The following is a 22,126-nucleotide window of genomic DNA, read 5'->3' as shown; positions in this document are numbered from 1 at the left end:
CCGGCGGCGCCGCCCGTCGCGGTCGTCGTGTCGGCGGTCGTCGTGCCGGAAGTCGTCGTGGCGGCGGGCCCACGGGGGACGTTCCCGTTCCCCGGCACGCTCGGCAGGTGCGCCGTGCCCGGCCCGGCAGGGGCGGCCGTGTCCGGCAGGGAGCCGAACAGCCCCTGCAGTTCGGCCAGTTGAGGCCGGGCGGCCGGGTCCTTGTCCAGGCAGCGTTCGGCCCGGCACGTACAGAGTCGCCATCCAGGGCAGCTCGGCGTCCGGGTCGGCGTCGACCACCGGGGCGGTGAACGCCCCGCTCACCCGGCGGGCCGCCGCGACCTCCTGCCGGAACCGGGCCCGGAACTCCTCGTCCAGCGCGTACTGCGCGTGCACGACCTTGACCGCGACCTGCCGGCCCGAGACCGAACGCGCCAGGTACACGACTCCCATGCCGCCGCTGCCCAGCCGGTCGAGGCGCTCGTAGCCGCCTATGGACCCGATGGATCCCGGGTCCCCGGTGTACTGCGGCATCAGCGGTCGCCCCGCCCACGTCGTGTCACGCTTCGACCGCCGACATTCTCGCGGCCGCGGACTGCCGCGGGCCGGGCACCCCTTCGATGCGGGCCTGCTGGAGCTTCGTGAGCCGTCGCACGAAGAGGATGGCCAGTACGGCGGTCACGATGCCGATGACGTTGGCAGCCTGCGAGGTGACGATGGTGTCCGTGGCTGCGACGGCGAGGTCCCTGTCGTACCAGCTGGCCCACGAGTCGTTCGCGTACGCCAGGAAGTAGGCGAGCCAGAACCACCACCACGTGTGCAGGAGCCACCGTCCGGCGCCCGCCGGCCTGCCGGTCGTAGCCGTCCAGATGTCGTTGCCGATCTGCTTGGGCAGGTAGAAGTTGACGACCGGGATGAACCACGAACCGGCCGCCATCCCGGACGCGTGGCGGATGCTGCCCGGCGCGAAGGCCTCGGCGTTGTTCCGGCTGCGCTGGAACCAGAACGCCCACACGATCACCACCGCGATGCCGACGAACACGGTGAGCACCTCGGTCCCCAGCGACGCGACGCTCAGGTACTTGTAGTCCTTGATGAGGTCGGTGGCGGACGTACTGGCCGCCGCGGAGAGCCGGGAGTAGGCCACCCCGAGGACGGCGATCCGCAGCAGCAGCGGCACGACGAAGAGGGCGAGCAGGACGGCCAGAGCGATCGAGAGCCCACGGGTCGAACGAGGGGTGGGCACACGGGAGCCGTGGGCGGGAGCGGAGAAGTGCGGGGCCTGCAGATGCCCCGGGGGTGGGCTGTGGGGGTGGAAGCCGCCGGGGAGCGGGTTCTGGGGGTGGAGGCTGCCGGGCAGCGGGCTGTGCGGGTGAGGACTGCCGGGCTGCGGGCTCTGCCACGAGGGCGTCGTCGGGGAGTACGCGAGGGGAGGGCCGAAGCCCGGTATGGGGCTCGATGCCGGTGCGGGGCCCGGTATCTGCACAGGGGTGCTCGAACCGGGCACGGGACTCGCCGTCGGCGCGGGGCCCTGAGGGTCCTCGCTGTCCAGGAGGCGTACGGCGTGTCTGCCCAGTTCCGCCAGCACCTCGCCGGGCAGCCACGCGCCGCCCCTCCCCTCCCTGCCGCCCGGTGCGCCCGGCATCTCCTCGGCCGACGCCAACAGCGTTTCCAGTGAGGGCCGTTGGGCAGGATCCTTCGCGAGACAGGCCGCGATCAGTCCCTGCCACGACTCGGGTATCCCCTCAAGATCCGCCTCCTCCTCGGCGATGCGGAAGAGCAGCGAGTGGATCCCGCCCTCGGCGGTACCGAAGGGCAGCCGCCCCGTCACGGTGTACGCCAGCACGGCACCGAGGCAGAAGACGTCGCTCGCGAACGTCACCCGCTCCCCGCGCACCTGCTCGGGCGCCATGAAGCCCGGGGACCCCACGAGGGCCCCGGTCCTGGTGAGTCCGTCGGCGGACTGCACGGCCGTGTCGAGGGCGCGCGCGATGCCGAAGTCGATGACGCGGGGCCCGTCGATCGTCACCAGCACGTTGGAGGGCTTGAGGTCGCGGTGCACGAGACCCGCGCCGTGGATGGCCTGGAGCGCGCGGATGAGCCCGATCGCCAGCGCCCGCACGGACTTCGGAGGCAGCGGCCCGTACTGCTTGTCCACCACCTCGGCGAGCGAGGGGCCGGCGACGTAGCCGGTGGCGACCCAGGGCGTCGGCGCCTCGGTGTCGGCGTCCAGCACGGGTGCCGTCCAGTCGCCGCCGACCCGCCGCGCCGCCTTCACCTCCTGCGCGAAGCGGCGCCTGAAGTCCGGCTTGCGGGCCAGCTCCTCCCTGACGACCTTGACCGCGACCGTACGGCCACGCTCGGAACGGGCCAGATAGACCCGCCCCATGCCGCCCTCACCAAGTCTGCCGAGCAGTCGATATCCACCGATCCAGCCCGGATCAGCCGGGTCCAACCCGTCCATGCGTGCTCCCTTTTTCCCCGGCTGCGCGTGCGCACGAGGATAGGGGAGGTGCGCGAGTGACGTGTGGGAGACCGGTGTCTATCAACAGCCCTGTGCCTAGCGGCAGTACGTGTCCTTGGCGGGCCGTTCCCCCGTGACCAGGAAGCGGGTGACGGCCGCGTCCCCGCAGGAGTTGCCGTTGCCGAGGTAGGCGTCGTGTCCGGTGGCGTTCACGGTCACCATGACGGCGCGCCCGCCGAGGGCGGCGCGGAGTTCGCGGGCGCCGGCGAGCGGGGCGGCGGGGTCGCGCTCGTTCTGGACCATGAGGATGGTGGAGGGTCCGCGGTCGGCGATCCGTACCGGGTCCTGCTTCGGCGGATACGGCCAGGCGGCGCAGAGGGTCGCGTTCCTCGGCATTCCGGCGGTCAGCGGGTACTTGGCGCGGCTCTCGTCGACCTCCTTCTGGTAGCGGGCGGCCGACGTGGGCCACTTCCCCTCGTTGCAGAAGGTCGCGGAGGCGACGGCGAGGCCGTTCTGCAGCAGCGCCTCCGGGGGCGGCTCGGGCGCGGGCGGGACGGTGCCCTTCCGGGCGGCCCGGATCAACCGGGCCGCGGCCGGGAAGCCCTCGGGGTCGTAGAACGCGTCGAGCAGGCTCTGCCGCAGCACGTTGCCGTTCAGCTCGGCCGGATTGGCGCCGGGCCAGGGCATCGGCTCGCGGTCGAGGCGTGCGGCGAGCCGCAGGAACATCGGCCGCACCTGGTCGGCCGTATCGGCCAGCCGGTACGGATTCCCGGGCGCCTAGGGTCGAACACGACCAGGTCGTACGCCTCCCGCACCTCCCGCGGCAGTGTCCGCGCCTTCGCCGACTGCTCTTCGAGACTGCTGCCGCCGGGCCCTCCGGGGATCAGCAGCAGGGCCCCGCGGCGCACGGCCGGCTTCTCGCTCCGGATGCGCGAGACGGCGATACCGATCGTCTCGCCCTCGGGGTCGGCGTAGTCCATGGGCACGTCGACGGTCGCGCACTCCTGCCGGGGGCCGAACCCGCTCCCCTCGCACTTCGCCCAGTCAAGAGGCTTGTCCCATAAGGCGGTTGGGGCGGCCGAAGCGGTCGCGGTGAGCGGCAGGGCGAGCCCGAGCACCACGCCGGAGACGGCGGTCAGGGCGATGTTTCGCTTGCTCTTCTTCTTCTTCGTCTTCGTCATGGGAAGAGCCTCGCGAATCCGCGCCGACCTCCCCATCCGGCCACCCGGCCTCTCCGCACGGCGGTTTCCCGAACCGGCGGCCCTGGAGGAGAGGTTCAGCACCGGCCCGGCACGGTGTGGTCAGGGCCTGAGCAGGTCGTCGAGTTCGGCCGCGTACAGCAGCGCGGGGTCGAAGCCCATCCCGGTGAAGTGACCGGCTAGTTCCAGGGACAGAACGCCGTGCAGCCGGGTCCAGAGGGCCAGGCCCCGGTGGAGGGCCGCGGGCGGGGCGGGGTGTCCGGCCGCCCACTGGCGGTGGCTTTCCAGGTGGGTGTCGAACGGCGTCGCGGGGCCGTCCGAGGGCAGTGCGGCGCAGGCGTCGAGCAACGTCGCCATGATGCCCTGCGCGATTCCGGTGACGTCGTCCGGCGCGTGGTAGCCGGGTACGGGCGTGCCGTAGACAAGGAAGTAGCGGTGGGGGTCCGCGAGGGCCCACTCGCGCAGGGCGTGCGCGAGCGCGGTGAGGTCGGCACCGGATCCGGCGGCCGTCCGGAGGGTGTCGGCGAGGCTGCTGTACGCGTCCCTGATCAGCTCGGTGATCAGCTCGTCCCGGCCGGCGAAGTACCGGTAGAGCGCGGGGCCGCTCATGCCCATCTGCTTGGCGATCGCGTTGAGGGAGAGCGCGGTCGCGCCCGCCGTGGCGATCTGCTCCCACGCGCGTTCCTTGATCTCCGTACGCACCTGGGTGCGGTAGCGCTCTCGCGGGGTCGTCGTACCGGTCTCCGCCATGACCTGCCGCCTTCCGTACTCGTGGGGACGTCTGCGGGCTACATGCTCAAGATTTAGTTAGAGGCTATCACTGAACCCCTTGACGTCGCCCTTCTCGTGAAGTTATAACTTCTAACAGAAGCGAGGGCGAGTAACTCACTGGGTCGCTCACCGAGTGGCTCACGCGGAACCCGAACACAGAGCGCAGTGGAGGCAGTCATGAACGCCGAAGGACTCGTCGAGGTCGTCCTGCCGGGCAAGGTGGAGCCGGAGGGGCTGGAGATCCGGCACGGAGCCGTCCCCACCGCGGGCCCCGGCCAGGTCCTGATCCGGATGGAGGCCACCGGAGTCTCCTTCGCCGAGCAGCAGATGCGCCGCGGCCGCTACTACGACCAGCCGGCGTTCCCCTTCGTCCCCGGCTACGACCTGGTCGGGACCGTGACCGCGACCGGCGAGGGCGTCGAGCCGGGCCTGGCCGGCACCCGGGTGGCCGCGCTGGTCAAGGTCGGCGGCTGGGCCAGCCACGTACTCGTCGACGCGGCGGACGTCGTGCCGGTGCCCGACGGGGTCGGCGCGGCGGAGGCGGAGACGCTGGTGGTCAACGGCATCACCGCCTGGCAGATGCTGCACCGCAAGGCCCGCGTCCGCGCCGGGCACACCGTCCTGGTGCACGGCGCCAACGGCGGCGTCGGCTCGGTCCTGGTCCAGCTCGCCCAGGCCGCGGGCGCGAAGGTGATCGGCACGGCGTCCGCGCGCCACCACGACGCGCTGCGGGCCCAGGGCGTCACCCCCATCGACTACCGCACGGAGGACATCCCCGCCCGGGTCCGTGAACTCGCCCCCGGCGGAGTCGACGCCGTCTTCGACCACGTCGGCGGGCGCAGCGTGATCGACTCCTGGCACCTCCTCGCGCCCGGCGGCACGCTCGTCTCCTACGGCACCGCCTCCACCCGGGACGACGAGGGCTCCAAGCAGCTGCCCGTACTCAAGCTCCTCGGCCGGATCTGGCTGTGGAACGCGCTGCCCAACCGCCGCCGCGCCTACTTCTTCAACATCTGGGCCGGACGGGCCCTGGCCAAGAACCAGTTCCGGACCCGGCTGCGCGCCGACCTCACCCAGGTCCTGGAGGCCCTCCAGCGCGGTGAGATCACCCCCCAGATCGCCGCGCGGCTGCCGCTCTCCCGCATCGCCGACGCCCTGCGCCTGGCCGAGTCGGGCACCGTCGCCGGAAAGATCGTCCTGAACCCGTAGAGCGTGCGCTGCCGCCACCCCGGCGGCCGGAGCCGACCGGCAGGCTCTATCCTCACGACCAACCGACCAACCGACCAACCGACCAACCGACCAACCGACCGACGGCTTCGGCCAACGGCTTCGTCATCTGCGTCATCTACGTCATCTACGTCATCGTCCAGGACGAGGATCACAACGACATGTCGCGCTACCACGAGACCAAGTTCCGCGTCATCACGAAGATCCAGCGGCGGGTCGTGAACCCGGTGTCCAGACTGCAGTCCGGACGCCGTCCCGCCCCCGCCGCCCCTACCCATTCCCGTCCCTTTCCGGGGGCTCCGCCCCCAGGCCCCCACATCGCGCTGAACGCGCTCGTCCTCAAGCGCCGGACGGGCTAAATGGTGCGGGACTGGGCTGCGAGGGGGCGCCCCGTAAGGGGCGCGGGGAACTGCGCGACCAGCCACACACAACCCGCACCCCAATGAAGCGGGGTCTGGGGCGCAGCCCCGGGGGACGGGAATGGGCAGGGGCGGCGGGGGCGAGATCGGATCAGTCGGATCAGCCCGGCCACACCAGTGACTGGACTTCCGAGTACGCGTGCAGGGCGTACGAGCCGACGTCGCGGCCGACCCCGCTCTGTTTGAAGCCGCCGAACGGTGCCTCCATGTTGCGGCCGACCGTGTTGATGCCCACGCCGCCGGCCCGTAGCTGCCGGGCCACGCGGAAGGCGCGGGCGACGTCGCCGGACCAGACGTAGTCGATGAGGCCGTAGTCGCTGTCGTTGGCGAGGACGACGGCCTCCTCCTCGTCGTCGAAGGGGAGGACCACGACGACCGGCCCGAAGATCTCCTCGCGGACGACCCGCATGTCGGGTGTGCAGTCGGCGAGAAGGGTCGGGACGACATAGAAACCCCGGTCGGACGGCGGCCGTTCACCGCCCGCGACCACCCGCGCCCCCTCCTTGCGCCCCAGTTCGACGTACGACTCGATCCGGTCCCGGTGGGACGCGGAGATCACCGGACCGACGACCGTGCCGTCGGCGCGCGGGTCACCCACCTTCAAGTAACCGGCGTACGCGGCCAGTTGGGACACCAGCCGGTCGTAGACCGGACGCTGCGCGAGCACCCTCGTCGGGGCCGTGCAGATCTGTCCGCTGTAGAAGGAGAAGGTGGTTCCGATGCCCCGGACCGCCGACTCCAGGTCCGCGTCCTCGAAGACGACCGCCGCGCCCTTCCCGCCCAGCTCCATCAACTGCCGTTTCATACCGCGCCCGCACACCTCGGCGATACGCCGGCCGACGGCGGTCGAGCCGGTGAAGCTCACCATGTCGACGTCGTCCGAGTCGACGGCCGCCTCACCGACCTCCGCGCGCGAACCGCTGACGACGTTCACGACCCCGGGCGGCACCCCCGCGGCCTCCAGCGCCTGAGCCATCCGGTACACGGAGAGCGGGTCCTGCGGCGCGGGCTTCACGACGACCGTGTTGCCCATCGCGAGCGCCGGGGCGATCTTGCCTGCCGGGTTCGCCCAGGGGTTGTTGTACGAGGTGATGCAGGTGACAACGCCGACGGGCTGGCGCACAGCCAGGGCGCCCATCACGGCCGCCTTGCCGAAGGGGCCCGCCTCGTTGATCTGCGGGGGCAACGGCTCCTCGACGGGCTCCACGCGCGCGTACCGCTGGAAACGGGCCGCCCCGACACTCACCTGCATCCCGCGCGCGGTACCGGTCGTGGCCCCGGTCTCGGCCTGGGCCAGTTCGGCGTACGGGACGAGGTTGCGCCGGATCTCCCCGGCCGCCCGGTTGAGGACGGCGGCCCGCTCCTCGGGTGTCGTGCGCGACCATGCCCGGAAGGCCTCGCGGGCCGCGGCTGCCGCCGCGTGCACCTGATCCCGCGAGGCCTCCGGAGCCAGGCCGACGACGTCCTCGGTCGCCGGGTCGACCACCTCGTAGTGGCCGCCGTCCGGCTCCACCCACGAGCCGCCGATGAACAGCCGCTGCCCGTCCGTCACCTGTCCCCCAACGCCCGCCACCGCAGCCACCGCCGTCGTCGTCGCGTCACTTCGTGCTCACCGTGCGGGTGTCCCGGCCCGACCGCAGCACCTTGCCGGGTACGGCACCGGTCACGACGTCGCCGCGTATCGCCTCGACTCCGTTGACCCAGACGGCCGTTATGCCGATCGCCTTCGAGTCGAGGCGCGGGCTGTCTCCCGGCAGGTCGTGCACCAGGGTGGCCTTGCCGGCGTCGATGCGGTCCGGATCGAAGAGCACGAGGTCCGCATGGAAACCCTCCGCGATCCGTCCGCGCTCACGCAGTCCGAAGAGCCGCGCCGGGTCGTCCGTGAGCATCTTCACGGCCTGCTCAAGAGTTGTCAGCTTCCGGCCCCGCAGACAGTCCCCGATGAACCGGGTCGTGTACGGCGCCCCGCACATCCGGTCCAGGTGGGCGCCCGCGTCCGAGCCGCCGAGCATCACGTCCTCGTGCCGCCACGTCTCCTGGCGCAGCGACCACGAGTCCGGGTCGTTGTCGGTCGGCATGGGCCACAGGACCGTACGCATACCGTCGTTGGCGCAGATCTCGATGATGCACTCGAAGGGCTCCTGGCCGCGCTCGGCCGCGATGTCCCGGACGACCCGCCCGGTCAGCCCCTCGTTCTCCGTGCTGTAGGTGTCGCCGATGACGTACCGCCCGAAGTCGGCGAGGCGCCGGAAGACGCCGGCCTCCTTGGAGTCGGCCCGCCGCAGCATCTCGCGACGGACCGCGGGGTCCCGCAGCTTCGCGATCCGCTCGGGCACGGGAAGGCCGAGCACTTCCCCCCACCCGGGTATCAGGTTCAGCGCGCAGAAGGTACCGAGCGACATGTTCATCGGCGTGAGGATCGGCATCGTCAGCGCCACGATCCGTCCACCGGCCTTACGGGCCCGCTCACTTGCCGCCAGCTGACGCGGGACGCGCTCGGGAACGGCGGCGTCGATCGTCAGGACGTTCCAGTTCAGCGGACGGCCCGCCGCCGCGCTCATCTCCACGAACAGATCGATCTCGTCGTCACTGAACTGGTCGAGACAGCCCGCCACGATGGCCTCGATCTGCGTGCCCTCGTGATCGCCCACCGCCTGGGAGAGCGCGAGCAGTTCGGCCGGCTCGGCGTGCCGCGAGGCGACGGGCTTCCCGTCCCCGTCGGAGTGGGTGGACGACTGCGTGGTGGAGAGCCCCCAGGCACCGGACTCCATCGCCTCGTGGAAGAGAGCGAGCATCTGGTCCAGCTGCTCGGGCGAGGGCTGCCCGCCTACGGCATCCGGCCCCATCACATACCGCCTGAGCGCACAATGCCCCACCATGAAGCCCGCGTTGACCGCGATCCGCCCCTCCAGGGCATCGAGATACTCACCGAAGGAATGCCAGCTCCACGGCGCCCCCTCCTCCAACGCGACCAGTGACATCCCCTCGACCTTCGACATCATCCGCCGTGTGTAGTCGGCGTCCTCGGGCCGCGACGGATTCAAGGGCGCGAGCGTAAATCCGCAGTTGCCCCCGGCGACCGTCGTCACCCCGTGGTTGAGAGAGGGCGTCGCATACGGGTCCCAGAAGAGCTGCGCGTCGTAGTGGGTGTGGGGATCCACGAATCCCGGCGCGAGTACGAGCCCGGAAGCATCCTCGGTCGTACGCGCCGGTTCGGTGACGTCACCGATGACGGCGATCCGCCCGTCCCGTATCCCCACGTCAGCGGTATAGGAGGGCGCACCCGACCCATCCACGACGGTCGCGCCCTTGATCAGATGGTCAAGCATGCTTACGCCCTTTCCGGCTCTCTGCCCTGTCCGGCTGGCTGCGCAGTCCGCGTCCACATGGGGGCGCCGCCCCTTCAGGGGCGCGGGGAACTGCGCGACCAGCCCAAACGAACCCGCGCCCTCCGACGAACCTCAGACCGCCCCGCGGAACCGAGTAGTCCGATGCACAGGATCCGTATCGATCTTCGGAATCACGTGCTCCCCGATCAGCCTGATCGTCTGGAGCGTCTCCTCCTTGGGCACCCCGACCGGCAACCCGAACGACAACTGATCGGCCCCGGCCTGCTCCCACCGCTTGCACTGCGTGAGCACCTCGTCCGGATCCCCGCAGATCAACAGCTCCTCGGCGATGAGCAGTTCGACGAACTCCTCGTTGTACTCGGGCAGCGTCTCCGGCCACACGGGGAACCCCTCGGGCCGGGGGAACGTGTCGTGGTAGCGGAACACCAGCGACGGCAGATAGTGCAGACCGCCGCCCACGGCGATCCGTATCGCCTCGTCGTGCGTGGGCGCACAGATCGCGGTCGTCGTCACCATCACGTTGTCGTTGACGAAGTCCCCGATCGGCTCCGCCTCCACGACGGCGGTCTTGTACTGCTCAAGGACCCACTCCATGTCGGAGACCTTCTGCACGCTGAAGCCGAGCACTCCGAGCCCCTTGCGGGCGGCCATGGAGTACGAGGGCGGCGACCCGGCTGCGTACCACATCGCGGGGTGCGACTTCCCGTACGGCTTGGGGAGGACCTTGCGCGGCGGGAGCTGCCAGTGCTTGCCCTGGAACCCGACGTACTCGTCCTGGAGCCACATCTTCGGGAACTCGGCGATGGTCTCTTCCCAGATCTCCTTGGTGTAGTTCATGTCGGTGATGCCGGGGAGGAAGCCGAGGATCTCGTGCGAGCCGGCGCCGCGTCCGCTGCCGAACTCGAAGCGGTTCTCGGTGAGATGGTCGAGCATGGCGACCTTCTCGGCGACCTTCACGGGGTGGTTGACCTGGGCGAGCGGGTTGAAGATGCCCGACCCGAGGTGGATCCGCTCGGTCGCGTGCGCGAGATAGCCGAGGAAGACGTCGTTCGCGGAGAGGTGGGAGTACTCCTCCAGGAAGTGGTGCTCGGACGCCCACGCGTACTTGAAGCCGGACTTGTCCGCCTGGATGACGTACTCGGTCTCCTCCATCAACGCCTTGTGCTCCGCGAGCGGATCGGTCTCGGCCCGCTTGCCCACGTATCCCTGTACAAAGAGCCCGAATTCCAAGGAGGTTCACCGTCCCCTGTCCGTCACCCTGCCGAACCTGACGCATCGTCAGATCCATCTGCCGCCGACTGTTGCACCGCGCCCGCGAGGCGTCAATACCTGATGGACCGTCACATGACGCTCACACCCGCCAGCCAGCCCCCGTCGATCACGAACGGCTGTCCGGTGATGTACGAGGAGTCCTCCGAGGAGAGGAAGAGGGCGAGCCGGGCCACCTCCTCGGGCTTCCCGATCCGGCCCATCGGCACGAGCTTGCGGTAGAACCGTTCGACGCCGGCCGAGGACGCCTCGGCGTCCGCCGTCGGGTCGAGCAGGGCCGGGTTGCTCATCGCGGTGTCGATGGCTCCCGGACAGACGGCGTTGACGCGGATGCCCTTGGGGGCCAGTTCCAGCGCGGCCACGCGCGTGAGGCCGACGATCGCGTGCTTGGTCGCGCTGTACGCGCCGACGTACGCCATGCCGGTCACCCCGGTGTACGAGGCGGTGTTGACGATGGTCCCGCCACCGGCCGCCTCGATCTCGGGGGCCAGGGTCTTGATGCCGAGGAAGACACCGACCTGGTTCACCTGCACGACCTGCATGAACTCGTCGAGGGGCGTGTCGACGAGGGAGTTGAAGCGCAGGATGCCCGCGTTGTTCACCAGCCCGTCGACCTTCCCGTACGCCGCCTTCGCGGCGGCCACCGCGGCCGCCCAGTCGGCCTCCCGGCTCACGTCCAGGTGGACGTAGAGCGCACCCAGCTCCTTGGCCAGCTTCTCCCCCTGGTCGTCGAGCACGTCCGCGACGACGACCCTGGCACCCTCGGCCGCGAAGAGCCGCGCCTCCTGCTCGCCCTGACCTCGTGCGGCGCCGGTGACGAGTACGACCCGCCCGTCGAGCTTGCCCATGGGTTTCTCCTTCGGGGACGCGGACGCGTGAACCACTTCTGACGCTCCGTCACACGGGTGACGAGCATGCCCATGGTCGTATCTGACACACCGTCAGGCAAGGGGGCGAGAACCCTCTGGAGGTTTCGGGGTGTGTCGCAATGCACACGTCAAGTAACCGGCCGGTAGGGACATTTGACTCTGTCGGGCCCGCTGAGGCGGACCAATAATCCTTTCTCGGCAAGGCAAAGAAGCCCCCAAGGACGGAGCAAGGCATGGCCAAGAGGGCCTTGAAGAACAAGAAGATCCGGCTCGTCGCCATTGGGTCCGCACTCGCCACCGGCGCGGCGGTCGTCACCCTGCTGCCCTCGGCGAACGCGGCCGAGGAGAAGACACCTGAGCAGATCATGACGATGTGCGAGAGGTCCGCGGTCGTCAGCGGCGAAAAACGGTCGGTCGAGGATTTCGGAGGCGCCTTCGCGGACGGATTCCAGGCCGACAACTGCGATTTCGCCGAGACGAATTTCGAGACCTTCGACGGCCCCAAGGAGAAGGCCTCGATCGACTTCCCGAACTGCGAGCCGAACGCCACCGACCCGGCGAAGGTCAGCATCACCTGGAAGGCGACCGTGGGCCAGGGCGAGGGCAAGTACACCGCGACACAACAGGGCGCCGGCGGAGGCCTCTTCGGCTTTCTGAGCGGGTCCTGGCTCAAGCACAAGGGCACGACCGACCTGACCATCAAGTCGGTGACGGCCGGCGACACGGAGACGCGGGAAGTCCCGGTCGGCAAGGTCCTGCACATGGAGTTCACGCCGAAGATGCAGCGCATGACGGGCGAATGGCGCGTACGGATCGATGCCGACCCCGGGAGCTTCGCCGTCAATCCCAGCCCCGAGCAGAACTTCGCGGCGCCCGAGGTCATCGAGGGACCGGTCGTCCTGGCGGGAGCCGCCGGCGCCCCCGGAATCGCGGACGGGGTGGCCAAGCCGGTCCTGACGGACTGCTGACGGCTCCCGGTCGCCCACTGCCGACGGGCTGCCGACAGCCCGGTCAGCCGTGGCCGACGAACCCCGTCACCCGACTCCCCTCCCCCCACTTCCCCCAAGGAGACGCACCATGACACGCACCGGCCGCAAGGGACATCACCGGAGCAAGAAGAAGCGCATCGCCCTCATGCTGGCCCCGGTGGTGGCCGCCGCGGTGGCCGTTCCGCTGATGAACCAGGCGGGTGCCGCCACCCCCTCCGAGGTGTCCAAGGACTGCGCGGAGGACTCCGCGAAGCTGGACAACTGTGAATTCGTCGACGTCCAGGTCAAGAGGAACAGCCTGGGCGCGAACAAGCGCGTTTCCACCGTGACGGACAACTGCGGATCAACGACCGCCGCCACGAAGGACTTCAGCGTGTCGGCCTCGGTGACGAGGTCCATCACCCTTGAGGACGGGTTCACGGCCGCCGCGGACTCGAAGCTGGGCAACTCGTTCTTCGAGATAGGCGCCAAGTTCAACACGACGGAATTCAGCATCAAGCGTGACGACACGGGAACCGGATTCGACTTCTCCAGGACCGACACCGTCAAAGCCGACCACCTCGGGTTCTTCATGTGGTCCGAGAAGCGCACCGATGTGAGCGGATTCCTCAAGGCCACGTACAAGGAGGAGCAGAACGGCCAGAAGGTGTTCTTCTCCCCCAGTGAGGGCGGCACGAGCGTGCACGTCTTCTATCCGCAGCTCCTGAAGAACGGCACCCCTGACGGACGCCTCTGGCTGCGCAACGTGAAGTGCGGAACTCCCGAGGCGAGCGGAATCCAGAACTCGTCGAACAGCATCCGCACGGAACCCGGATTCGAGGAGGGCGGCGCGAACGTGGCGGACGTCGAGATCCCGCTGTCCGAGATCCCGGCGCCGTAGGCGGGAGCGACAGCCGCACAGCGGGCGCGACCGCCGTAATCGGGAGCGACCGCGATGACGTACGGCAACGGCACCAAGGCACGAACGGCCCCCGCGAGTCACGCGGGGGCTTCTCCGTGCCCGCCGCCACGGACACCTTCCGTGCCGGCCGCCCCCTCAGCGCGCGGTCGATCCCAGGGGGCCCAGGGTGTCGCTGTACGGGGCCCCGAGCCACCGCAGCACCGCGTCCGTGCCGCCGCGGGCGTCCAGCTTGGCGTAGATGTTGCTGAGGTTGTTGCGGACGGTCTTCTCGCTCAGCCCTAATCTCAGGCCGATCTCCTGTGCGCCCAGGCCGGTCGAGAGCAGTTCCATGATCTCCCGCTCCCGGGGCGAGAGCAGGGCGCGCATCCGCTCCGTCGCCTCCCCGCCGCCCGGTATCCGCCGGGCGGCGTCGCGCAGGGCGGCGCACGCGGTCGGCGAGAGGTAGGTGTGGCCGACCGTGGCGGCCATGACCGCCGAGGACAGCATGTGGGTGCAGTAGTCGCCCTCGACCAGATAGCCCGCGCCGCCCCGGAACACCTCGACCACCGTCTCCGTGTCCCACCGGGGGCTGAGGACGATCACGGGGGCGCTCATCGCACCCATGCCCTTCAACAGCCCCGCGAAGGCTGTCGACGGGTCCTCGCAGCGGAGAACGACGACGTCCACCGCGCCCTCCGACGAAAGTTCCCGGAGCGCGCGGTACGGCGGGGACAGGCGCAGCACCCGGCCCACGTACGGATCGTCCGGGGCCGGCCAGTCCTCGTGCGGCCAGTCGCCGTCGGCGCAGGCCAGGGCGACGGACAGCTTGCGGGAGGGATCCGCCGGGACGGTGGTGCCGACGTGCTGGGAGCCGTGCTGGGGACTGTGCTGTGCGCTGTGCTTGGAAGTTCGGACGTGCCGGGGGGATCGCACTTCGCGTGTCCTTCCGCCGTAGCCATGACGTCCTTACATACGCGGCACAGACGGAAGTTGTTCGAAGTTTCAAGAAAGAACTGTCTGGCTGTCAGACAGGTCCCCCAGGCGCGGCCTGAAACAGCCGCCTACAACAGCGGGGCGACCTCGGCGCCGAACGCGGCCATCTGGTCGGTGAGTTCGGTACGGCTCCGGCTGCGGAACCGTACCTGGATCTGGTGCACCCCCATCGCCCGGTACGCGCGCAGCGACTCGGCGAGCGCCTCGGGGGCCCCGCTGAGGGTGCGGCGCCCCACGCTCCACCCCGGCTCCCCCACGTACAGCGGCTCGGTGATCGCGCCGACGGTGAGGGGTTCGGAGACGCCCGCCTCCTCGCGAAGCCGTCGGACCCGGGCGATCTGCTCGGGCAGCCGCTCCCGCGGGTCCCCCTGCGGCAGCCACCCGTCGCCCCTGACCGCGGCCCGCCGGACGGCTGCGGGCGAGGACCCGCCGACCCAGACGGGCACCCGTTCCTGCGCGGGCCGGGGCCGCTGCCCGAGCCCCTCGAAGTCGTACAACTTCCCGTGGTGGGTGGGGAATTCATCGGGCCCGAGCGCGGCCCGCAGCGCGTCGACGCACTCGTCGAGCACGGCCCCGCGCCGCTCGAAGTCCACCCCGAGCACCTCGAACTCCTCCTGTACGTGTCCGGCGCCGACCCCGAGGATCAGGCGCCCTCCGCTCAGGTGGTCGAGGGTCGCGTACTGCTTGGCGGTGATCAGCGGGTGCCGCAGCCCGACGACCGCCACATGACTCAACAGCCGTACGCGCTCCGTGACTCCGGCCAGGAAGCCGAGGGTGGCGACGGGGTCGTACCAGACCGTGCTCATCGCGGAGGCGAGACGGCGCGGTATGGCGACGTGGTCGCAGCTCGCGACGTAGTCGAAGCCGGAGCTGTCGGCGGTGCGGGCGATCTCGACGAGGTCGCCGGGGCCCGCGTCCGCCTCCCACGCCTCCGCGTAGAGGGTGCTCTGGGACTGGACGGGGAGCTGGATCCCGTAGGTGAAGGACGCGCTGCCGGAGGAGGTGTTGGTGGGGGACGTGTTGGTGGGGGACGTGCTGCTGGGGGACGTGTTGTCGGGGGAGGCGCTCAACGGGCACCGCCCGGACCGGCCCAGAGCCCGTCCTCGGTCAGCCCCAGGAGCTCGATCGCGTTGCGCCGTACGATCCGGTCGACGACGTCCGCGTCCAGGTGGCCCATCTGCGCCTCGCCGACCTCCCGCGACTTGGGCCAGGTGGAGTCGGAGTGGGGGTAGTCGGTCTCGTACAGCACGTTCCCCACGCCGATCGCGTCGAGGTTCCTCAGCCCGAAGGCGTCGTCGAAGAAGCAGCCGTAGACGTGCTCGGTGAAGAGTTCGGACGGCGGCCGGTGGACCTTGTCGGCGACGCCGCCCCAGCCGCGGTTCTCCTCCCACACGACGTCCGCGCGTTCGAGGATGTACGGGATCCAGCCGATCTGCCCCTCCGCGTACATCACCTTGAGGTTCGGGAAGCGCTCGAACTTGCCGCTCATCAGCCAGTCGACCATCGAGAAGCAGCAGTTGGCGAAGGTGATGGTGGAGCCGACGGCCGGCGGGGCGTCGGCGGAGGTGGAGGGCATCCGGCTGCTCGACCCGATGTGCATGGCGATGACGGTGCCGGTCTCGTCGCACGCGGCGAGGAACGGATCCCACTCGTCCGTATGAACGGAGGGCAGCCCGAGGTGCGGAGGTATCTCGGAGAAGGCGACGGCCCGTACCCCGCGGGCGGCGTTGCGCCGCACCTCCTGCGCGGCGAGTTCCGCGTCCCACAGAGGTATGAGGGTGAGCGGTATCAGGCGGCCCGCCGCATCGGGGCCGCACCACTCGTCGACCATCCAGTCGTTGTAGGCGCGCACCGAGAGGAGCCCCAGTTCCCGGTCCTTGGCCTCGGTGAAGGTCTGGCCGCAGAAGCGGGGGAAGGTGGGGAAGCAGAGGGCGGACTGGACGTGGTTGACGTCCATGTCGGCCAGGCGCTGCGGGACGTCGTACGAGCCCGGGCGCATCTGCTCGTAGGTGATGACTTCGAGTTTGATCTCGTCCCTGTCGTATCCGACGGCGGTGTCGAGACGGGTGAGGGGGCGGTGCAGGTCCTCGTAGACCCACCAGTCGCCGATCGGGCCGTCGTCACCGGGGTTTCCCATGACCGGGGCGAACTTGCCGCCCAGGAAGGTCATTTCCTTGAGCGGGGCGCGGACGATGCGCGGCCCCGTGTCCCGGTACCGCGACGGGAGCCGGTCCCGCCAGACGTTGGGGGGCTCCACGGTGTGGTCGTCCACCGAGATGATCTTCGGGAAGGTCTCCATGTGTTTTACGGTAGCGCCGATCTGACGGCCCGTCAGCTATCGGGCGGCGGCTCTCTGGAATGCGGGAACCTCGTCACGGGGTTGCGGGGAGGGGGTGTGGGCTCTGTGAGGGCTTGCGCCACTCGGCACGGCGGCCTGTGATCGGTATCTCCCACGGCTGACGCATCCGCCATGAACAAGGCAAACTGGCCTGGTTGTCATGACGTTTCGGCAGGGGGCAGCGATGGACGGTGTACCGCGAGTACCGGAGCAGGGGCGTCCCGAGGATTCGGCGGCGCTCCGCTTCAGCGTGCTCGGCCCGGTGCGCGCCTGGCGTGGGGCGGATTCCTTGCCCACCGGGTCCCCTCAACAACGCGCCCTGCTGGCGGCCCTGCTGCTCCGCGAGGGCCGCACGGCCACGGCGGGCGAACTGATCGACGCGTTGTGGGGGGAGGAGCCGCCTTCGCAGGCGTTGGCGGCGGTGCGTACGTATGCCTCGCGGTTGAGGAAGGTCCTCTCCCCCGGTGTGCTGGTCAGCGAGTCGGGCGGGTACGCCGTCCGGCTCACCGACGAGTCCGGCGTGGGCGCTTCGCTGGACCTCGCGCTGGCCCAGGAGCTGGCCGCCGACGCGGAGAAGGCGAAGGCGACGGGGGACCTGTGCCATGCGCGCGCCCTGCTGAACAAGGCGCTGAGCCTGTGGGACGGCGAGGTCCTGGCGAGCGTCCCGGGCCCGTACGCGGAAACCCAGCGCGCCCGCCTGGAGGAGTGGCGGCTCCAACTCATCGAGTCCCGGCTGGACATGGATCTGGAGCAGGGCTGCCATGCGGAGGCCATCTCCGAACTCACCGCGCTCACCGCGGCCCATCCCCTCCGGGAACGGCTGCGCGAGCTGCTGATGCTGGCGCTGTACCGCTCGGGCCGGCAGGCGGAGGCCCTGGCCGCCTACGCGGACACACGGCGGCTGCTGGCGGACGAGCTGGGCGTGGACCCGCGGCAGGGTCTGCAGGAGCTCCAGCAGCGCATCCTGCAGGCGGACCCGGGGCTCGCGGAGCCCTCGGCCCCGCTGGCCCCCGAGACCGCGGCCTCCCCGGTGCGCCCGGCCCAACTCCCCGCCACTGTCTCGGACTTCACCGGCCGGGCGTCCTTCGTGTCCGAGCTGAGCGACGTGCTGGCGGCGGCGTCGGCCTCCGAGGGCCGGGTGATGGCGGTCTCGGCGCTGGCGGGCATCGGCGGCGTCGGCAAGACGACGCTGGCCGTCCATGTCGCGCACCGGGCGCGGAACGCCTTCCCGGACGGACAGCTCTACGTGGACCTGCAAGGAGCGGGTGCACGGGCGGTCGCGCCCGAGACGGTGCTGGGCTCCTTCCTGCGCGCCCTGGGCACCGCGGACACGGCCATCCCCGACTCCCTGGAGGAGCGGGCGGCCCTGTACCGCTCGACCCTGGACGGCCGCCGGATCCTGGTGCTGCTGGACAACGCCCGTGACGCGGCCCAGGTACGCCCCCTGCTGCCCGGCATGGAGGGGTGCGCGGCGCTGGTGACGTCGCGGGTGAGGATGGTCGACCTGGCCGGGGCCCATCTCGTCGACCTGGACGTGATGTCGCCGGAGGAGGCGCTCCAGCTCTTCACCAAGATCGTGGGCGAGGAGCGGGTGGCCTCGGAACGCGAGTCGGCCCTCGACGTGGTGGCGGCGTGCGGATTCCTGCCGTTGGCGATCAGGATCGCCGCCTCCCGCCTGGCGGCCCGGCGTACCTGGACGGTCTCGGTCCTCGCGGCGAAGCTCGCCGACGAACGACGCCGGCTGGACGAACTCCAGGCGGGCGACCTGGCCGTGAAGGCGACCTTCGAGCTCGGCTACGGGCAACTGGAGCCCGCCCAGGCCCGCGCGTTCCGGCTGCTCGGGCTGGCGGACGGCCCGGACATCTCGCTGGCGGCCGCCGCGGCGATGCTGGACCTGCCGGTCGAGGCGACCGAGGACCTGCTCGAATCCCTCGTCGACACCTCGCTGCTGGAGTCGGCCGCGCCCGGCCGCTACCGCTACCACGACCTGGTCAGGCTCTACGCGCGTGCGTGCGCGGAGCGGGACGAACAGCCACCGGGCGAGCGGGCGGCGGCGATGTCGCGCCTGCTCGACTTCTACCTGGCCACGGCCGCCGGGGTCTACGCGATCGAGCGGCCCGGGGACCGGCTGGTGGATCACCTGGAGGTGACGGAGTACCCGGGGCTGCGGTTCACGGAGGGCAGCGCCGCCCTCGACTGGCTGTACAACGAGGCCTCACCTCTGCTGGCCTGCGTACGGCAGTCCGTGGACACGGACCGCTTGCGGCGGGCGGTGGATCTGCTGTGGGCGGCCAAGGACCTCACCGAGTCCGGGGCCAACTCCCACCAGTACGAGACGACCGCGCGGGCGATGTGCGAGGCCACCCGGACCGCGGGGGACGCACACGCGGAGGGCAGAGCGCGGACGACGTTCACCAATGTCCTGCTGGTCTCCGGCCGCATCCAGCAGGCCGCCGAGCAGGCGCAGCTCGCCATGGACCTCGCCGCCTCCGCCGAGGACGCCATGGCCATGAGCTGGGCGTCCAACGACCGCGGACTCACCCTCATGCACCAGGAGCAGTACGCGGACGGCAAGCCGTTCTTCGAGCAGGCGATCGAGGGATACGCCACGATCGGCAACCGGCCCCTCGAAGCGCTCAGCCTGTGCAACCTGTCCCGTGCGCACCTGGGCATGGGGAACATCGCCATGGCGGTGGAGATAGCGCAGCGCGCCCTTGCGGCGTACCTGGAGATCGGCCGGACCCTGCGCCTCGCCAACGGCCATTTCACCCTGGGCATCGCCCTCACGAGGGCCGGCCGTCACACCGAGGCCCTCAGCCAGCTCTCCGACGCCCTGTCCGTCTTCGGCAGCCACCGGCAGCGGCTCTGGGAGGGGACGACCAACTTCCGGATCGCCGAGGTGCACCTGGCCGCCCGCCGCCCCGCACAGGCGGCCCAGCACGCCGAGCAGGCCCTCGCGCTCGGCTGCATCGGCGGCGACCGCATGCAGGGCACCGTGCTGACGCTGCTGGGCCGGGCCCTCACCCTGCTGGGTCAGGTGGACCGGGCCAGGGTCTGCTGGCGCGAGGCGCTCAACCTCTACGAACAGCACGGCGGCGCCGCGCAGGCCGAGGAGGTACGAGCGCTGCTCACGCCCGCCACCGCGGCGTGAACGGCGTGCCGGTGACGGGGCAGTAGCGGACGTTCAGCATTCGTTTATCTCCGCCCGGCACTCTCGTACGTGTCACACCGTCGCGTCGGGGGGCAGACGGTCTGACCAGGAGCCCAACGGCTAATGTGCGGCTCCGAACGCCCGTCCAGCGACCCTCGGGGGAGTTTCTGGGCGGGCGTTCCTTACTCGTCACCACAACGGAGGGATTCAGGCCCATGAGCGAGACGAAGAAGGAAACGGACCTCACCACGCAGGACAACGGTATGCCGACGCCGCCTGCCAAGGACCCGGTCGTGACTCCGCTCGACAACGGGATGCCGACGCCGCCCGCGAAGGGCTCGGACGCCACCACGCAGGACAACGGGATGCCGGCGCCTCCGGCCAAGGACCCCGAGGTCACCACGCTCGACAACGGCATGCCCAGTGAGCCGGCCGACATCCGGACGATGGACAACGGCATGCCCTCCCCGCCGGCGCTGGACCTCGACGGCGGCAAGTAGAGACTTTCCACCCGACGGGGATCGGCCGCGGTGGCGCGGAGGGGGAGCCACCGCGGCCGAAGTCTGTCCGGGTACGGGTACGGGTACGGGTACGGGTACGGGTACGGGCCAATAGGTGGCCCGAACCGTTCGATGCCGTCGAACGAACATCCCGCTTGTCGCTAGCGTCCCTTGATGTCCGGAAGTCCCCTCTCCCACAGGAGCCGGCATGACCCGAGCCAAAAAGATCCTCACCACGATCGCCCTGATACTCACCACCGCCGCGGCCTCCGCGAGCCCGGCCCTGGCCGACAACTCCATGCCTGCACCCGCGCCGGACAACCCGATGCTGGTCGCGCCACTGGAAAACCCCATGCCCTGACGCATTGCCACCCCGATGGGGCCGAGCCACCCGGCTCGGCCCCATCGGCATGTCGGCCGACCGGTCTTCCTCCCGGCAGGGACCGGCCGCGACAGCCCCGGAGGGAGGGCCGTCGCGGCCGGGGCAACCCGGTCTCAGGCGCAGAGTTCGCCGTCGATCAGGTCGTTCTGGGCCTGCTCGGTGGACAGGTCGGAGGCGCCGTCGCCGGTCGCGTGCAGGACCACGACCCGGCGGCCGTCCGGGCTGACGCCGTTGCGGGTGGTGTAGCCGGGGAAGTCGCCCGCGTGGCTGTAGTAGGAGCCGCCGCAGGTCAGCGGGACCTTCAGCAGGCCCAGGCCGTAGCGCGCGCCGGGCCACACGGGGTCGAGGTCGGCGGCCCGTACGGTCGTCTTCATCTCCGCGAGCTGCGCCGGGCGCAGCAACTTGCCGCCCAGGAGCGCCTGGTAGAAGCGGGTCAGGTCGGCCGTCGTACCGATCATCGCGCCGGCCGCACCGGCCGCCGACGGGTTGAACCCGGTGGTGTCGATCGTCGGCCCGGTCTTCCCGAAGTCGGAGTAGCCGTGCAGGTGGCGGCCGGGGATCCGGGAGTCCGTCGTCGGGGCGGAGGTGTCGCGCAGGCCCAGCGGGCGGATGACGCGCTTGGTGACCTGCTGCTCCCAGCTCTGCCCGGTGACCTTCTGGATGATCATTCCGGCGAGGATGTAATTGGTGTTGGAGTACGCCCACTTGGCGCCGGGCTCGAAGTCCGGGGCGTGCCCCGTCGCTATGCCGACCAGCTGCTCCGGGGTCCAGGTGGTGTAGCGGCCCGCCTGGTAGTCGTCCACGCTGGCCAGCACGGGGAGATCCGCGGTGTAGTTGAACAGTCCGCTGGTGTGCTGGAGCAGCTGCCGCACGGTGATCCTGCTGCCGTCGTTGCCGTTGCCCGACACCACTCCCGGCAGCCAGTGGTCGACCGTGTCGTCGAGCGACAGGCGTCCCTCGCCCACGAGTTGAAGCACCACCGTGGCGACGAACGTCTTGCTGGCGCTGGCCATCCGGAACCGGTCGCCGGAGCGGGCGGCCGCGCCGGTGGCCTTGTCGGCCACACCCGCGGTGGCGTACCGGGAGCCCCGCGGCCCCGTCGACTGGGCCACGACACCCACGGTCCCGGTCTTCAGGATCGCGTCCACGCCCGCCTGAAGACCCTTGTCGTGCGCCTTGTCGTGCGCCTTGTTGAGCGTCCTGTCGTGCGTCGGGCTCGCCGCCCGTCCCGTCGCGCCCGCCGCGGGCAGGGTCAGTCCGATACCGGCCAGGGCGGTCACCAGCGTCGTGGTCACAATGCGGGAGGTGAGCTTCGTCTTCATGCGGGCGGGCTCCTTGCGGGTCGG

Annotated in this window: 17 protein-coding genes and 2 pseudogenes; 7 read left to right on the top strand and 12 right to left on the bottom strand. The window is 70.5% G+C overall.

Annotated elements, in window-relative coordinates:
• The 4 genes and pseudogenes from O3Q52_RS12090 to O3Q52_RS12075 form a co-directional block, all read right to left on the bottom strand.
• Positions 1-513 (bottom strand): annotated as a pseudogene (locus O3Q52_RS12090) (hypothetical protein); the annotation flags it as partial.
• 25 nt (positions 514-538) lie between these two features.
• Positions 539-2,443, bottom strand: coding sequence for a protein kinase (locus O3Q52_RS12085; protein ID WP_269648779.1), 1,905 nt, complete (start codon positions 2,441-2,443; stop codon positions 539-541).
• 96 nt (positions 2,444-2,539) lie between these two features.
• Positions 2,540-3,624: pseudogene (locus O3Q52_RS12080) on the bottom strand (alpha/beta hydrolase).
• A gap of 120 nt (positions 3,625-3,744) precedes the next feature.
• Entirely contained in the window at positions 3,745-4,392 is a 648-nt protein-coding gene (locus O3Q52_RS12075) for a TetR/AcrR family transcriptional regulator (RefSeq protein WP_269648778.1), read from the bottom strand.
• Positions 4,393-4,590: 198 nt separating this feature from the next.
• Between O3Q52_RS12075 and O3Q52_RS12070 the strand changes: the two genes are divergently transcribed.
• Together O3Q52_RS12070 and O3Q52_RS12065 are read left to right on the top strand one after the other, a co-directional pair.
• On the top strand, positions 4,591-5,622 hold the full coding sequence (locus O3Q52_RS12070; protein WP_269648777.1) for a medium chain dehydrogenase/reductase family protein: 1,032 nt from the start codon (positions 4,591-4,593) through the stop codon (positions 5,620-5,622).
• Positions 5,623-5,801: 179 nt separating this feature from the next.
• Complete coding sequence (locus tag O3Q52_RS12065; protein ID WP_269648776.1) at positions 5,802-5,999, top strand: hypothetical protein; 198 nt, start codon at positions 5,802-5,804, stop codon at positions 5,997-5,999.
• Between the two features lie 160 nt (positions 6,000-6,159).
• On the opposite strand, the gene O3Q52_RS12060 is transcribed toward O3Q52_RS12065, so the two are convergent.
• From O3Q52_RS12060 to O3Q52_RS12045, 4 genes are all read right to left on the bottom strand, one after another.
• Complete coding sequence (locus O3Q52_RS12060) at positions 6,160-7,632, bottom strand: aldehyde dehydrogenase family protein (RefSeq protein ID WP_269648775.1); 1,473 nt, start codon at positions 7,630-7,632, stop codon at positions 6,160-6,162.
• Positions 7,633-7,657: 25 nt separating this feature from the next.
• Complete coding sequence (locus tag O3Q52_RS12055; RefSeq protein ID WP_269648774.1) at positions 7,658-9,388, bottom strand: amidohydrolase family protein; 1,731 nt, start codon at positions 9,386-9,388, stop codon at positions 7,658-7,660.
• A 132-nt stretch (positions 9,389-9,520) separates the two neighbouring features.
• Positions 9,521-10,639, bottom strand: a complete 1,119-nt coding sequence (locus O3Q52_RS12050; protein WP_332112899.1) for an LLM class flavin-dependent oxidoreductase — start codon at positions 10,637-10,639, stop codon at positions 9,521-9,523.
• Positions 10,640-10,749: 110 nt separating this feature from the next.
• Positions 10,750-11,526, bottom strand: coding sequence for an SDR family NAD(P)-dependent oxidoreductase (locus O3Q52_RS12045; protein ID WP_269648773.1), 777 nt, complete (start codon positions 11,524-11,526; stop codon positions 10,750-10,752).
• Between the two features lie 254 nt (positions 11,527-11,780).
• On the opposite strand from O3Q52_RS12045, the gene O3Q52_RS12040 reads away from it, so the two are divergent.
• Complete coding sequence (locus O3Q52_RS12040) at positions 11,781-12,515, top strand: hypothetical protein (protein ID WP_189836961.1); 735 nt, start codon at positions 11,781-11,783, stop codon at positions 12,513-12,515.
• A gap of 109 nt (positions 12,516-12,624) precedes the next feature.
• Entirely contained in the window at positions 12,625-13,416 is a 792-nt protein-coding gene (locus O3Q52_RS12035) for a hypothetical protein (protein WP_189836960.1), read from the top strand.
• A 156-nt stretch (positions 13,417-13,572) separates the two neighbouring features.
• Here O3Q52_RS12035 and O3Q52_RS12030 read toward each other — a convergent pair whose 3' ends face one another.
• The 3 genes from O3Q52_RS12030 to O3Q52_RS12020 form a co-directional block, all read right to left on the bottom strand.
• Positions 13,573-14,241: a response regulator transcription factor gene (locus O3Q52_RS12030; protein ID WP_269648781.1), complete on the bottom strand. Its 669-nt coding sequence runs from the start codon at positions 14,239-14,241 to the stop codon at positions 13,573-13,575.
• 236 nt (positions 14,242-14,477) lie between these two features.
• On the bottom strand, positions 14,478-15,380 hold the full coding sequence (locus O3Q52_RS12025) for an LLM class F420-dependent oxidoreductase (RefSeq protein WP_269648780.1): 903 nt from the start codon (positions 15,378-15,380) through the stop codon (positions 14,478-14,480).
• Positions 15,381-15,475: 95 nt separating this feature from the next.
• Positions 15,476-16,708 (bottom strand): amidohydrolase family protein, encoded by a 1,233-nt coding sequence (locus O3Q52_RS12020; RefSeq protein WP_269648772.1) that lies wholly within the window; start codon positions 16,706-16,708, stop codon positions 15,476-15,478.
• A 223-nt stretch (positions 16,709-16,931) separates the two neighbouring features.
• On the opposite strand from O3Q52_RS12020, the gene O3Q52_RS12015 reads away from it, so the two are divergent.
• The 3 genes from O3Q52_RS12015 (at position 16,932) to O3Q52_RS12005 (ending at position 20,759) form a co-directional block, all read left to right on the top strand.
• Positions 16,932-19,898: a BTAD domain-containing putative transcriptional regulator gene (locus O3Q52_RS12015; protein ID WP_269648771.1), complete on the top strand. Its 2,967-nt coding sequence runs from the start codon at positions 16,932-16,934 to the stop codon at positions 19,896-19,898.
• A 215-nt stretch (positions 19,899-20,113) separates the two neighbouring features.
• Positions 20,114-20,398: a hypothetical protein gene (locus O3Q52_RS12010; protein WP_269648770.1), complete on the top strand. Its 285-nt coding sequence runs from the start codon at positions 20,114-20,116 to the stop codon at positions 20,396-20,398.
• A gap of 208 nt (positions 20,399-20,606) precedes the next feature.
• The gene (locus O3Q52_RS12005) at positions 20,607-20,759 is read left to right on the top strand and encodes a hypothetical protein (protein WP_269648769.1); all 153 of its coding nucleotides are present in this window, start codon (positions 20,607-20,609) and stop codon (positions 20,757-20,759) included.
• Positions 20,760-20,893: 134 nt separating this feature from the next.
• On the opposite strand, the gene O3Q52_RS12000 is transcribed toward O3Q52_RS12005, so the two are convergent.
• Entirely contained in the window at positions 20,894-22,102 is a 1,209-nt protein-coding gene (locus tag O3Q52_RS12000; protein ID WP_269648768.1) for a serine hydrolase, read from the bottom strand.
• Positions 22,103-22,126 lie beyond the last annotated feature (24 nt).

The sequence above is a fragment of the Streptomyces sp. ActVer genome, from assembly GCF_027270795.1.
GTDB lineage: Bacteria > Actinomycetota > Actinomycetes > Streptomycetales > Streptomycetaceae > Streptomyces > Streptomyces umbrinus_A.
Note: the sequence above shows the minus strand (reverse complement) of the source record. Positions and strands in the feature narration are given on the sequence as shown.